Source organism: Kineosphaera limosa NBRC 100340 (genome assembly GCF_000298215.1).
Classification (GTDB): domain Bacteria; phylum Actinomycetota; class Actinomycetes; order Actinomycetales; family Dermatophilaceae; genus Kineosphaera; species Kineosphaera limosa.
Genome location: NZ_BAHD01000040.1, coordinates 41,264 through 54,448 on the forward strand (window position 1 = coordinate 41,264; position 13,185 = coordinate 54,448).

12 protein-coding genes are annotated in these 13,185 nt (G+C 71.6%); 7 read left to right on the forward strand and 5 right to left on the reverse strand.

All coding sequences use genetic code 11. The features are described from left to right. The first annotated feature begins 215 nt into the window (after positions 1-215). From hisF to cobM, 5 genes are all read left to right on the forward strand, one after another. A complete protein-coding gene (gene hisF, locus KILIM_RS12525) occupies positions 216-989 on the forward strand; it encodes an imidazole glycerol phosphate synthase subunit HisF (protein WP_006593067.1) in 774 nt (257 codons plus the stop codon). A 259-nt stretch (positions 990-1,248) separates the two neighbouring features. Then, a complete protein-coding gene (locus KILIM_RS12530) occupies positions 1,249-2,037 on the forward strand; it encodes an SDR family NAD(P)-dependent oxidoreductase (protein WP_006593068.1) in 789 nt (262 codons plus the stop codon). Positions 2,038-2,093: 56 nt separating this feature from the next. After that, complete coding sequence (locus KILIM_RS23330) at positions 2,094-2,810, forward strand: TetR/AcrR family transcriptional regulator (RefSeq protein ID WP_006593069.1); 717 nt, start codon at positions 2,094-2,096, stop codon at positions 2,808-2,810. A gap of 11 nt (positions 2,811-2,821) precedes the next feature. Beyond that, entirely contained in the window at positions 2,822-4,207 is a 1,386-nt protein-coding gene (locus tag KILIM_RS12540) for a bifunctional cobalt-precorrin-7 (C(5))-methyltransferase/cobalt-precorrin-6B (C(15))-methyltransferase (protein ID WP_006593070.1), read from the forward strand. Continuing rightward, positions 4,204-5,016, forward strand: coding sequence for a precorrin-4 C(11)-methyltransferase (gene cobM, locus KILIM_RS12545; protein WP_006593071.1), 813 nt, complete (start codon positions 4,204-4,206; stop codon positions 5,014-5,016). The genes KILIM_RS12540 and cobM overlap by 4 nt, the downstream gene beginning before the upstream one ends. 19 nt (positions 5,017-5,035) lie before the next feature. On the opposite strand, the gene KILIM_RS12550 is transcribed toward cobM, so the two are convergent. The 3 genes from KILIM_RS12550 to KILIM_RS12560 all read right to left on the reverse strand — a co-directional run bounded on the left by KILIM_RS12550 (position 5,036) and on the right by KILIM_RS12560 (position 7,742). Beyond that, complete coding sequence (locus KILIM_RS12550) at positions 5,036-6,283, reverse strand: cobalt-precorrin-5B (C(1))-methyltransferase (protein ID WP_006593072.1); 1,248 nt, start codon at positions 6,281-6,283, stop codon at positions 5,036-5,038. 98 nt (positions 6,284-6,381) lie between these two features. Beyond that, positions 6,382-6,642: a hypothetical protein gene (locus KILIM_RS12555; RefSeq protein WP_006593073.1), complete on the reverse strand. Its 261-nt coding sequence runs from the start codon at positions 6,640-6,642 to the stop codon at positions 6,382-6,384. Next, positions 6,621-7,742 carry a C45 family autoproteolytic acyltransferase/hydrolase gene (locus tag KILIM_RS12560; RefSeq protein WP_157551689.1) on the reverse strand — a complete coding sequence of 374 codons (1,122 nt, stop codon included), beginning with the start codon at positions 7,740-7,742 and terminating at the stop codon, positions 6,621-6,623. Before KILIM_RS12560 ends, KILIM_RS12555 begins: the two co-directional genes overlap by 22 nt. A 66-nt stretch (positions 7,743-7,808) precedes the next feature. Between KILIM_RS12560 and KILIM_RS12565 the strand changes: the two genes are divergently transcribed. Further along, the gene (locus KILIM_RS12565; protein ID WP_006593075.1) at positions 7,809-9,062 is read left to right on the forward strand and encodes a serine hydrolase domain-containing protein; all 1,254 of its coding nucleotides are present in this window, start codon (positions 7,809-7,811) and stop codon (positions 9,060-9,062) included. Between the two features lie 126 nt (positions 9,063-9,188). Here KILIM_RS12565 and KILIM_RS12570 read toward each other — a convergent pair whose 3' ends face one another. Then, positions 9,189-10,832, reverse strand: coding sequence for a biotin carboxylase (locus KILIM_RS12570; protein WP_157551690.1), 1,644 nt, complete (start codon positions 10,830-10,832; stop codon positions 9,189-9,191). Positions 10,833-11,002: 170 nt separating this feature from the next. Then, positions 11,003-12,193, reverse strand: coding sequence for a serine hydrolase domain-containing protein (locus KILIM_RS12575; protein ID WP_006593077.1), 1,191 nt, complete (start codon positions 12,191-12,193; stop codon positions 11,003-11,005). Between the two features lie 201 nt (positions 12,194-12,394). Between KILIM_RS12575 and KILIM_RS12580 the strand changes: the two genes are divergently transcribed. Further along, positions 12,395-13,147, forward strand: coding sequence for a cobalt-precorrin-6A reductase (locus KILIM_RS12580; RefSeq protein WP_006593078.1), 753 nt, complete (start codon positions 12,395-12,397; stop codon positions 13,145-13,147). Positions 13,148-13,185: the final 38 nt, after the last annotated feature.

Sequence of the window (13,185 nt, forward strand, 5' to 3'; positions counted from 1 at the left end):
ACCCCAGGTCAGAGACTTGGGCCCTGCGCCGGAAGTCGCCCCAGTACGTCGAGAAGTCGCTACGTCGGCGCAGGCCTGTCGCTCGGGCGCCCAGGGGAGGGGGGCCCGGGCCCAACGACCTGTGCGGCGGAGCACGAACGCACCGTCTGCCGTGGGTGCCTGCTCGGCGGCCGAGCAGGCTCGAGGCCCGCGACCGGCGCTCGTAGACTGACGCGGTGAGCCTCGCCACCCGAGTCATCCCTTGCCTGGACGTCGACGCCGGGCGCGTCGTCAAGGGCGTCAACTTCGAAAACCTGCAGGATGCCGGTGACCCCGTCGAGTTGGCCCGCCGGTACGGGCAGCAGGGCGCCGACGAGTTGACCTTTCTCGACGTGACCGCCAGCAGCGGCGACCGGGAGACCACCTACGAGGTCGTGCGGCACACCGCGGAGGAGGTCTTCATCCCGTTGACGGTCGGCGGGGGAGTGCGCACGGTCGACGACGTCGACAGGTTGCTGCGCGCCGGGGCCGACAAGGTCGGCGTCAACACGGCCGCCATCGCCCGCCCCCAGCTCATCGACGAGGTCGCCGACCGCTTCGGCGCGCAGGTCCTCGTGCTCTCCGCCGACGTGCGCCGCTGCCGTCCCGACGGGCAGGCCACCGACTCCGGCTTCGAGGTGACGACCCACGGGGGGCGACGCGGCACCGGCATCGACGCCATCGAGTGGTGCGCCCAGGCGGCGCGGCGCGGAGCGGGGGAGATCCTGCTGAACTCCATGGACGCCGACGGCACGAAGGCCGGATTCGACACCGACCTCATCGCGCTCGTGCGGGGCGCCGTCTCGATCCCGATCATCGCCAGTGGCGGCGCCGGGGCCGTCGGGCACTTCGCGCCCGCGGTGCACGCCGGCGCCGACGCGGTGCTCGCCGCAAGCGTCTTCCACTTCGGAGAGCTGACGATCGGTGAGGTCAAGGACGCGATGCGCGCGGCCGGGGTCACCGTCCGTTGACCTGCTCGTTGCTCCGCTGCCCGACACCCCGCAGAGCCTGACGCCCCGGAAATAATCACGGCCCCGGTGGGGGGGACCGGGGCCGCGTGGCCTTCAGCCGGGGGGAGGCTGTCGAACCGGTTTCACCATATCGGCGGGCCCAGTCTCGTTCGGCCCCATAATGGTTCGCTGTTGGTCTGCATTCAGTAAAGACCTGACAGGCTTCGTCAAGTGCCCAGCTCGGGTGTGACGCCGGTCTCGACAAGAACGGAGAAGTTCGGTGGGTAGCGCAGCGCAGGAGGCGCGGGGGGCCTTGGCGGGCCGCGTCGCGGTGGTGACCGGCGGCGGTCGTGGCATCGGCCACGCGATCGCGACCACGCTGGCGCAGCAGGGCGCGGATGTCGCGCTGCTCGACCTCCTGCCGGACGTCGCCGCGGTCGCCGATCAGCTGGGGGAGTCGACCGGGCGTCGCTGCACCGGCGTGCTCGCCGATGTCACCGATGCCGACGCCATCGCGGCCGCTTTCGACACGGTCGCCGATCGGCTCGGCGAACCGGACGCGCTCGTCAACGCCGCCGGCATCGCGAACAACACCCCGGCGCACGAGACCGACCCGGCCGTTTTCCGGCGGGTCATCGACATCAACCTCACCGGCACGTATCTGGTGTGTCGCGAGCTCGGGCGCCGCCTCGTGGCCGCGGGGCGCCCGGGCAGCATCGTCAACATCAGCTCGATGTCGGGGCACATCGTCAATCTGCCCCAGCCGCAGGCCGCCTACAACGCCAGCAAGGCGGGGGTCGCGATGCTCACCAAGAGCCTGGCGATCGAGTGGGCGCCGCACGGCATCCGGGTCAACTCGGTGGCACCGGGCTATGTCGTGACCGACATGACTCGGCAGGTCATCGAGGCGCAGCCGGAGCGCTCCGCGCAGTGGCTGCGGCGCACCCCGATCGGGCGGCTGGGTACGCCCGACGATATCGCTCCCGCCGTCGCGTTCTTACTGAGCGACGCGGCGGCGTTCGTGCTCGGGCACGACCTCGTCATCGACGGCGGGTACACGATCGTCTGAGCGCCGTCCCCGTTCACAGTCAGGGGCACGAAACTGCCCTCTGTTACCTTCGAACTGTGGCCCGGCCCAAAATGTACGACGAGCAATTGCGCGGGGCTCTGCTGCGTGCCGCGGCCGATCGGCTGGCCGCCGGCGGTGTCGACGGCCTGTCGCTGCGCGAACTGGCCGCCAGCTTGGGGACCTCGACCAACGCGGTCTACTCGATGTTCGGCGGTAAGGCAGAGCTCGTCGTCGCGGTGCTGCAGCAGGCCGTCGACGGCTTCTCGGCGGCGCAGCTGGAGGCGATGGGTCAGGCCAATTCCGTCGCCGACCTGCGTCGCATGGGCTCGGCCTATCGCGCGTGGGCGCTGGCCAATCCGGCGTTCTACGCCGCGATGTTCGGGCACTCGGCGCTGAGCAGCGCCCGCCCGGCGAGCGAACGGGATCAGATGCCCGAATCGGCCGCGCCCCTGCTGACCGTCGTGGCGAACCTCATCGACTCCGGCGACATCCGGCCGGCCCCCTCGTGCTGGTGGCCACCAGCATCTGGGCATCGACGCACGGCATGGTCACCATCGAAATCTCCCTGTTCGGCGGCTCGTCCGTCGGCGACGCCCTGTTCGCCGAGCACCGACGAGCCGTCGAACGGGCGTGGTTCACCGAGCAGGGGCTGGCCGCGGCTGCGCTCCTGGACGAGCAGGGCGAGCAGGATCCGGACGAGAAGTGCCTGGGCGAGGGCGAGGCTGTCGCGGGCTGAGGCCGTGGGCTCCGTGACCGACGCGATCGAGGGGTAGGCTCGCTGGCCGTGACCAGCGCGACCGCCCCCGACCAGCCGGTTCTCCCGCGTGAGCGCGAGCGACCGGACCGGAGCGTCGACCCGTTGGTGCGGGTCGTCGGGATCGGGGCCGACGGCTGGGGTGGACTGACGAGCAGCGCCCAGGCGGCACTGGCCGACTGCGAGGTACTGCTGGGCTCGGGGCGGCAGCTCGACCTCCTGCCGCAGGAGCTGGCCGCAGAACGGGTGAGCTGGCCGTCGCCGCTGCCGCCGGCGGTCCCGCGGTTGCTGGCCGAGCACGCGGGTCGCCGCATCGGCGTGCTGGCCTCCGGTGACCCGATGCACTACGGGATCGGCCGGCTGCTCGTGCGCCATCTGGGGGCCGACCGGCTGGAGATGCACAGCCACCCCTCGTCGATCACCCTCGCGTGCGCGCGGCTGGGCTGGCCCGTCGAGGATGTCGAGGTGGTCTCGGCGGTGGGACGCGACCCGCGGCGTCTGGCCGCCGTGCTTCATCCGGACGTTCGGATTGTCGTGCTCTCGGCCGACGCGACGACCCCGGCCGCCGTCGCCGGGCTGCTGCGCGACCGCGGCTACGGCGCGTCCACGCTGACGGTCCTCGCCGATCTCGGCGCGCCGAACGAGTCGAGGTTCGAGGGGGGCGCGGCGGACTGGGACGGCCAGACCCAGGTGCCGGCGCTGAATGTCGTGGCGGTGCACGTCCAGGCCGATCCGGCACCTGGGGCACCGGCCGAGGCGCCCGCGCGTCCGCACCTGGTGCCTGGGTTGCCCGACGAGGCCTATGACACCGACGGGCAGCTCACCAAGTGGGAGGTGCGCGCGCTGACCCTCGCCGCGCTGGCTCCGGCCCCCGGGCAGCTGCTGTGGGATATCGGCGGGGGCACCGGCACCATCGGCGTCGAGTGGATGCGCGCCCACCGTTCCTGCCGCGCCATCGCCCTCGAGCGGCGCCGCGACCGGGCCGCCCGCATCGCCCGCAACGCCGGACAGCTCGGCGTGCCCGGCCTGCGGGTCGTGCTGGGAGCTGCGCCGCAAGCGCTGGCGACCCTGCGCGAGGCTGCCGACGCCGACCGACCCGACGCCGACCGACCCGACGCCGTGTTCATCGGCGGGGGCCTGGGCACGCCCGGCGTCGTCGACGCCTGCTGGGCCGCGCTGCGACCGGGTGGCCGGCTCGTCGCCAACACGGTAACCCTGGAGTCGGAGGCGCTGCTCGTGCAGTTGCAGGCCCGGCTGGGCGGACGACTGGTGCGCCTCGAGGTCGCCCGAGCGGAGGCGATCGGCGGGTTCACCGGCTGGGTGCCCGCGCGGCCGGTCACGCAGTGGAGCGCCATCAAGCCGCACCGGCACGAAGACTGGACCGACGAGACTCCCGAAGGCGAGGACGCGCTGTGACCGTCTACTTCATCGGCGCCGGGCCGGGCGCCGCCGACCTCATCACCGTCCGCGGTCAGCGGCTCGTCGCCCGCTGCCCGGTGGTGCTCTACGCCGGGGCGCTCGTGCCGCGCGAACTGCTCGACGAGGCCGCCGCCGAGGCCCGGCTCGTCGACACCGCGAACCTGACGCTCGATGAGATCGTCGCGACCATCGCCGAGGCCGATGCCGCCGGTGCCGACGTGGCCCGGCTGCAGTCGGGGGACCTGTCGATCTTCAGCGCGGTCGCCGAGCAGGTGCGTCGCCTCGACGCCCTGGGGATCGCCTACGAGCTGGTGCCGGGGGTGCCGGCGTTCGCGGCGGCCGCGGCCGCGTTGGGGCGGGAGTTGACCGTGCCGACCGTGGGGCAGTCCGTGGTGTTGACCCGCATCGCCCGGCGCGCCACCCCGATGCCGGCCAACGAGACCCTGGAGGCCTTCGCCGCCAGCGGCGCGCTGCAGGTGCTGCACCTGGCGACCCAGGCCGTCGACGACGTGGTCGCCCGCCTCACCCCGTTCTACGGCCCGGACTGCCCGGCAGCCGTCGTGGCCTACGCGAGTCAACCCCGCGAGGTCGTCCTGCGCGGCACCCTGGCCGACATCGCCGACCAGGTGCACGAGGCGGGACTGGTCCGCAGCGCCGTCATCCTGGTCGGTCGCGTGCTGGCCGCCGAGACGTTCCCCGATTCCCACCTCTACTCCGCCGCCCGCGAGCGCCACACCTGCTCCACGCAAAGGGTGACCCCTCACCCCGCCGAAAGCTCGGATCTCGGCCCAGCTTCAGAGTTGTAGCTCCGCATGTCGCCGCGAACTATGGCTGTGGAGGCGGGGTGTGGCGGCCGACGATGCGGCCGGCTCGGTCTATGCAGATGACATCGACCGTCACGGGGGCGTCGCGCAGGACCGCTTGGGCCTGCGCGCAGGCGGCACGCGCCACCTCGTCGCCGAGGGCGATGTCGGCGGCTTGGGCCAGTTGCAGGGCACCGAGGCCGGTGGTGGACTCCTCGATGGCGCGGGTCAGGGCGTCGTCGGCGCCTGCCTCGCGAGCCAGGCGTGCCAGGAGAGCCAGGTCGACCTGGGAGCGGCCAGAGTGCAGGTCGAGGTGGCCGGCCGCGAGCTTGGAGAGCTTGGCGAACCCGCCGCAGATCGTCAACCGAGCCACCGGGTGCCGGCGTAGATGCTTCAGGACCGCGCCGACGAAGTCGCCCATGTCCAGCAGCGACGTTTCAGGCAGGTCGTACAGCTGCGTGACGACCCGCTCGGAGGTGGAGCCGGTGCAGCCGGCGACGTGCCCGTGCCCCAGGGCGCGGGCGACGTCGATGCCGCGGTGGATCGAGTCGATCCAGGCCGCGCACGAGTAGGGCACGACGACGCCGGTGGTCCCCAGGATCGACAGGCCCCCCAGGATGCCGAGCCGCGGGTTCCAGGTCGCCCGGGCGATCTGCTCGCCGTCGCGCACCCCGATGCGCACGACGACATCGGCGGCGCGGCCGTGGTCAGCGGCGACCGCTTGCAGGTGTTCGGTGATCAGGCGCCGCGGCACCGGGTTGATCGCCGGGTCGCCGACCGCCAGCGGCAGCCCTGGCAAGGTCACGGTGCCCACGCCGTCGCCGGCCTCGAAGGTGACCCCGGCGCCGGGGGTCGCGGCACGCACCCGCACCTCGATGAGCGCGCCGTGGGTGACGTCCGGGTCGTCGCCGGCGTCTTTGGTGACCGCGGCCGCCGCCCATTCTGGGTCGCCGCTCCCGCTGGCCGGGCCGAGCTGTTCGGTCGTCAGCGCGAACGCCGGGGTCTGCCCCTTGGGCAAGGTGATCGTCACCGGATCCGTGAACTCGCCGGTCAGCAGCGCGGCATACGCGCTGGTGGCGGCGGCGGTCGCGCACGCCCCCGTCGTCCACCCGGGGCGCAGACCGGTGTGCTCCAGCTGGCCCGAACGCCCACCGCGGGTCGCAGCCGTCGGGGCGCCCGAGGGTGTTCCCGAGTGCGACCCCGCCGCAGGGGCAGCTGCATCGGGGGTCGAGTGCGAGGTCGGGGTGTCGCCACGTGCGGAGTCGCTCACCGGCTCATGGTGTCACCAACGCGTGTCACCAACGTGTGTCGCCAACGCGGCGGCACCTCACGGGGGGCGGTGCTCAGGGGGAGAGCCGGGGGTCGGCGTCAGTGCCAGCGGGACCAGGCGGCCTGTTTGGTGGTGCCGGCCTGCTCGGCCACTCGGCTCCACGAGCCCTGGGCGGCCAAGGTGCGGGCGGAGGTGCCCAGGGCCAGGCCGAGGTACTCGCTGATGGCGAGCAGCTCCCGGAAGGCGGCCGGGTCGGGGGTGGCGGCCAGCTCGTCGAGATGCGCCCGGACCTGCGCCGCCAGCTGCGCCACGTCTGCGGAGCCCGGCTCGTCTGCGCTTACCGTCCCTGGCTCACCCATGTCTCGATCTGCCCCTCGCCGTCCTCGAAGCCGCGACTCCACGTCGCATCCGGCCAATGGTAGGTCAGGGTGCCGGCGGCCGGCCGATACTGCGCGGTGTAGAGGGTGCCGAAGCCGCCCGCGTAGTCCGTGCTGCGTACGGGTGCCCGCAGGAACGTCGTGACGAGATCGGCGCTGTCAGCGGCCAGGTGGTTCTGCAGCAACCGCTGACGTTCGCGGCTGGCCAGCGGTCCCGCGACCTCGGGGTGCTCCACCGTTTGTAGGCGGTGGTTGGTCGTGACCGCCAGGTCGGAGACGATCGCGTCGCAGCCCGGCGCGACGAACACCGAGGCGTGCGCCCCACCGGCATCGACGAGCGCCACGTTGTAGCTCTGCGCCACGGGCAAGCGACGCAGCGTGCGAGCCGCCTCGGCGACATCGCTGCAGGTCTCCAGCAGGTAGCGCACCACGAGCGGGATGGCGAAGCCAGGTGCGGCGTCGGAGCCCGTCGGCCGCCCGCCGTACGTGAGGCTCACCGCCAGGCCTGCGTCGTTCATGCCGTCGAGCAGGCCCCACAGCATGTCGCTCGTGCCGAGCACCCGCCGCGAGCCGGAGTAGTTGGTCGAGGCGGCGACCCCCTCGAACAGCTGCGGGTCATAGTCGTAGTTGCGGATCAGGAGTGGCTCGGGCTCGGCTCGGACGACCTGCGAACAGCCGGTCGCGAACAGCGGCATGCGCCACATCGTCAACATGCGCGCCGCCACCGGGTCAGAACCGGAGAGGGAGGCCAGGCTTAGCCAGGTGTCGTGCAGCTCCGGCATGTGGGTGCGCAGGGCCGCTTCGGCCTCGGCGAGCGTCGGGAGCGCCGACCATCCCTGGCTCAGGTACCAGGCACGGTAGGCCGGCCATGTCGCCCGGAAGAGCGCTTGCCAGCGGGGGCCCGGCACCTCCTCGCGGTAGCCGACGAAGGTGAGTCTGCGCGATCCGGACGTCGCCGTCGCCGGAGCGGGAGGAGCGAGGGCGGCCCAGGCCAGGCCGTAGGCGATCCACCCCGCCCAGTCATCGGCGCGTGCGGGAGCGACAGGGCGGCGGGCGGAACGATGCTGCGTCAAGCAATCCATGACGTCAACAGTGACTTGACGATGGGCCTGCGTCAAGTTGGAATTGACGGGCATAACATGCCGAGCATGGCACCGGATACACACGTCGAGCATCCCTATTACCAGCCCGAGCCGGGCTCGGCGTGGGACCAAGTGGAGCAATGGCAGCCGCTGCTCGTCATGAAGGAGCCCCTGGTCTCCCTGGCCAACTGGCAGGAGCCGCACAATGTTCGTTGGTCCTTTCAGCACATGCGTGAGCTCATGCCCAGCGCGGTGATCCACGGCAACGACAACCCGCGGCCGCTACCCGAGCGGCACTTCGACCTCGACGGGTTGGAGACCGAGCTGGAGTGGGCGCCCAGCGTCGCCGACCTGCTGCGGGCGACCCAGACCGACGGCTTCCTGGTGATGCACCACGGCCGCATCGTCACCGAGCAGTACACGCCGCCGATGGTGCGCCGCACCCGCCACCTCGTGATGTCGGTCAGCAAGTCGATCGTGTCGTGCGTCGCCGGCAGCCTGGCCGGAGACGGCCTGCTCGACCCGGAGGCCCCGGCGGAACGGTACGTGCCCGAGCTCGCCGGCTGCGGCTACGCCGGCCGCACCGTGCGCGACATCCTCGACATGCGCAGCGGGGTGCAGTTCAGTGAGGCCTATCTCGACCCCATGTCGGAGGTGCGGGTCATGGAGCGCTCGATGGGCTGGGCGCCGCGCAACCACGGCGACCCGCTCGGCATGTACCCCTACATCCTGAGCATCGCGGCACAGGAGGAGCGCGGCGGTGTCTTCGAGTACCGCTCGATCGACACCGACGTGCTCGGCTGGATCTGCGAGCGCGCCGCGGACGCTCGCATGGCCGACCTCATCAGCGAGCGGATCTGGGAGCCCATCGGCGCCTTCCATGATGCCGAGGTGACACTCGACCCGCTGGCCACCGCCATCCACGACGGTGGCGTGTCGACGACCCTGCGCGACCTGGCCCGCTTCGGGCTCATGATCGCCGCCGACGGCGCCGTCGGGGAGCGGCAGGTCGTGCCCGCCGAGTGGATGCACACGGCCTGCTACCCGCCGGCGGACGTGCGGGAAGCCTTCGCGGCCAGCGACAACGAGCCGTACCTGACCGGCGGGTGGTACCGCAACCAGTTCTGGTTCGTGCCCGGCGACAACGGGCCGATCCAGCTCGCGCTGGGCATCCACGGACAGATGGTGTTCGTCGAGCGCAGCACCGGCATCGTAGCGGTCAAGCTGTCGAGTTGGCAGCTGCCGCAGGACCCGACCAAGCTGCTCGGCACCATCTGGGCCCTGCGCCAGATCGGCCGGGTTCTCGACAGCGAGTCGTAGCGACCCGGCACAGCGCACCCGCAGCGACCGCCTCCCGGCGCCGTCACCGCGCGGCGGCCGGGCCGCTCCGAACGAGCGACCCGGCCGCAACGCTGCGCCGACCTAATGGCCGAGCTAATAGCCGACTTACTTGAGGTAGGCCAGATAGTTCATCGGAGCCGGAGAGGTCTCGACCGGGGTGGCGCGGTACCGGTTGTGGATGCCTTGGATGAAGGCGCGCGCGGCGTCGGTCAGCTCGCCCTCTTCGGTCTGCATCCGCGACCGCGTGACGAGGATGCCCAGGTCGGCGCCCTTGAACAGGTACTCGCCGGGGCCGTAGACGCGCAGGAAGAACGCCTCCTCCGGTTCGTTGAGGTAGGTCCAGTCCAGGGTCTTGCGCTCGAACGTCAGGGTGCCGTCGTCTCCCAGCCGGTAGATACCGGTCTCGGGGGCCTCGGTGATGAGCCGCAGCTCCGACTTCGAGGTCTTCATGATGAGCTGGCTGAAGACGTCGGTGGCGGCTAGCTCACGCCACCGTTCGTTGATCTCCTCGACCTCGATGTCGTAGTCGACGTCGAGGTACTCCAGCAGGTGGAACAGGAACAAGGGCATGTCGGCGTAGGCGCCGGCCGTCACCGTCGTCAGCGAGCTCACTCCGGAGATGCGGGGGTTGAGTTCGCCGAGGTACACCTCGTCGGAGTCGAGGTCGACGAGCACGTCGACCTCGAAGAAGCCGCGGTAGCCCTCCTCCCGCAGCCGGTCGCCCAACCGGGAGACGTGCTCGATGGCGCGGGCCCGCTGGTCGGGACGCAACGCCTGGGGGTACACGTCGTTACCGCACCATCCGCCGCGGTACGGGGTCAGCTCGGGGTAGCCCGTCAGGTCGGTCATGAACGGGCCGACGATCGTGCCGTGCCGCGTGTTGACCGCCTCTACCGCGGTGGCCCGGTTACGGATCCGCTTCATGACCTTGACCTGCTCACCGACGATGTCGGTGGAGCACTTGTTCCAGTCGTCGCGGGAGGCCACGAAGAACGTCGTCTTGCCCGAGTCGCCATAGGCCGACTGCAGCACGAGGTCGTCGCCGAGCCCCGCCGCCTGCGCCTGGGCCAGCAGGTCGTCGTAGTCCTCGACGGTGGTCAGCACGTTCGGCACCGACGGTGCGCCGGCCTCGTTGCCCAGCCGGGTCGTCGTGATCTTGGAGTCCAGGTGATTGCGCAGTTCGAAGCTGGGCAGGATGAGGTCGTAGCCGAGTCGCTCGCAGATCGCCTCGGTGCGCTCGTCGAAGAACACCATCACGACCTTGGGCCGCTCGCCGGGGGCGTGGCGCTCCATCTGGCGGGCGATGTGCTGCTGCACCGACGGGTGCTCCAGCAGGTAGTTGTTGATGTCTTCGCCGCTCTCGAAGTCGGCGTGCGCGATGAGCGGTGGTGAGAACACGCGCGGGTGGTAGCCGCCCCAGCTGTCGTAGAACGGGATGTAGGAGAAGTTGCGCACCCAGCGGTCGATGCCCAGCAGGTTGAACGACGTCGCGCCGATGAAGAACACCGGGGTCTCGTTGGTGCGGAAGAACGCCCGGATCTCCGAGATGTTGCGGAGCTTGCGGCGGGCAGGCGCGCCCGAGCCAGCGGCCTCGGCGGTCGCCTCAGCAGAGCCGTCTTGCGCGGCCTCGGCGGCACGCAGCGTGGATTCGGCGCGCGCCCCCGTCGGGCTGTCGCCGTCGCCCGAGGCATCGGTGGCGGCGTCGGTAGCGGTGTGAGTGGTCTCGAGCGTGTCCGGCGGCTGGTTCATCGGTGGTTCCTCCCGTGAGGTCGAGGATGCGGGCGGGGCGGGGGGCGGGGTGGCCAGCAGCGTAGTGGTCGCTGTGGTGTGGCGCGACGGCAGTGCGGTCTGTGCGTGGGCGGCGTGACGTGAGCCGACTCGAGCTCGGGTGAGCTTCGAGAGCAGTCGGTGGAGCCAGGTCAGATGAGCCATGGGGCCGCCTGTGGTTGGTTGTCGGCAAGATGCGCGGTCGCGACCCGACCGGCCTCCACGGCGTCGGAGAACTTCGCCGGGTCTTGCGGGTCTGGCCAACTCGACAGCTTGACGACAACGGCGTCGGTGTCGGGGTCGACCAAAATCCACTGTCCGTGGATGCCCAGGCACATTAGCGCACGTCCGCCGGTTCGTGGCACCCAGAACTGGTTGCGATAGTGGCCTGTGCGCAAGCCCTCGACATCGGTGTCGATCTGCTCATCGAGCAGCTGATCAACCCGCGACCGGAACGCCTCGGGGCTGTCCGGGCCGCCGCTGCGAGTGTCCTTGAAGAACGACGTGGGGACCACCTGGCGCGAGCCGACCGCGCCGCCGTGCAGCACCATGAGCCCGAAACGGGCGACGTCCAGCGGGGTCATCGCCAGCCCACCCGAACACTGCGGCACGCCGGCGGAGTCGATCGCCATGTCGACCGGGCCGGTGACTCCGAGGCGGGCGAGGAAGAAGGCGATGAGGTCGGCGATCGCCACCCCCGACGCACGTTCGAGCACCCAGCCGAGGGCGTCGGTGTCCAACGACCGGTAGCAGAACGGGCCGTCGTGCTCGGCCACCCGCGGGTTGAACCTGATGAGGTCGCGCAGGGTCGCTGCCCCGGGGGTGCCGTCGACGGCGCGCGCCAGGTGCGCCAGTTCGCCGTCGGGGTCGTCGTAGTCCTCCCGGTAACCGGGACCGCCGGTACGCATATCGAGCAAGTCACGCACGCTGGCCGGCGCGTACCCACCGTCGAGCAACTCCGGAACGTAATCCGCGGCGAGCCGGTCGGGGTCGAGTTGGCGCGCGCCGATGAGCGAGCCGGCCAGGCACCCCACGATCGACTTGGTGATCGACATCAGCGCCTGCGGCCGGGTCGGGACGCTCCCGTCGCGGTACCACTGCACGGCGAGGCTGCCCGCGTGCACGACGAGAAAGGCGTCGGTGGCGGTCGCCTCCAGACGTTGGCGCAGCGGTAGGCCGGCCCCGTCGACGCCGTGCACCGGCAGCCCGAGCACGGTCTCGCCGAGGCGGGCGAGCACTGCCAGGTCGTCGCGCGCCTCGTGCAGGGCGGCGCCGACGGGTTCGGGCGCATGGCGGTGCAGCGACGCGACGGCGAACGGCAGGCGCCGGCCGATGGGCGTCACGTCGACCGGCCGGTCGCAAGAGCGTCCACGAGCATGATCAGCAACTTAATGCCGTGCACCGACAAGGCGTGGGACCGGGCTCGGCGAGCTCGCTGACCCGGGTGCGCGCCGACGCTGCCCTCTGCCGTGGAGCCGCAGCCCCCGGCCGCAGCTCGTTGAGGCGCTGCAGGGCGGTGGCGTGGCCCTTGGGAGGATGCTCGGGTGAGCGGGCACGTGCTGATCCTTGGTGGCACCGGAGAGGGTCGCGCGCTGGCGTTTGCCCTCGTCGAGAGTGGCCAGCCGCCCGAAGTCACCTCCTCGCTCGCGGGTCGAGTCGCGGACCCCGCGCTGCCGCCCGGCCGGGTGCGCGTCGGCGGCTTCGGCGGTGTCGGCGGTCTGGCCCGGTGGCTGACCGAGCATGCTGTGGACGCGGTCGTCGACGCCACCCATCCGTTCGCCGCGACGATGAGCCAGCACGCGGCGCAAGCCTGCTCGCGTGTGGGCACGCCGCTGCTGCGGCTACAACGCCCGGGCTGGAGCCAGGCCGCGGGCGACGTCTGGCACCGATTGCCGACCCTCGCCGCAGCAGCCGGGAAGCTCGACGCGCTGGGGCGGCGGGCGTTCCTGACGATCGGTCGCCAGGAGGTCGCCGCCTTCGCCGACGTCGACGCCTGGTGCCTGGTGCGGGCCATCGAGCCGCCCGAACCGCCGTTGCCGCGCCGCTGCGAGCTGTTGCTGGCCCGCGGGCCGTTCGACCTGCCCAGCGAGCGGGAGACGTTGCGGCAGTGGCAGGTCGACGTCCTAGTCAGCAAGGACAGCGGCGGTGAGGCGACGGCCGCCAAACTCACCGCCGCGCGCGAGCTGCACCTGCCCGTCGTCCTCGTCGACCGACCTCCGATACCCGAGGGCGTGCCGGTGGTCGACACCGTAGAGGCCGCGCTCGCCTGGGTGGCCGCCACCCTGCCCGCGATCTAATCCCTGCGCCCGCGCCCAGACCCCCGCCCGGCCCCCCG

Excerpts from the sequence above, each read along its gene's own strand:
- KILIM_RS12555 (WP_006593073.1), bottom strand. The coding sequence starts at position 6,642 with ATGGGTGAGCCAGGGACGGTAAGCGCAGACGAGCCGGGCTCCGCAGAC.
- KILIM_RS12560 (WP_157551689.1), bottom strand. The coding sequence starts at position 7,742 with ATGGATTGCTTGACGCAGCATCGTTCCGCCCGCCGCCCTGTCGCTCCC.
- KILIM_RS12565 (WP_006593075.1), top strand. The coding sequence starts at position 7,809 with ATGGCACCGGATACACACGTCGAGCATCCCTATTACCAGCCCGAGCCG.
- KILIM_RS12570 (WP_157551690.1), bottom strand. The coding sequence starts at position 10,832 with ATGAACCAGCCGCCGGACACGCTCGAGACCACTCACACCGCTACCGAC.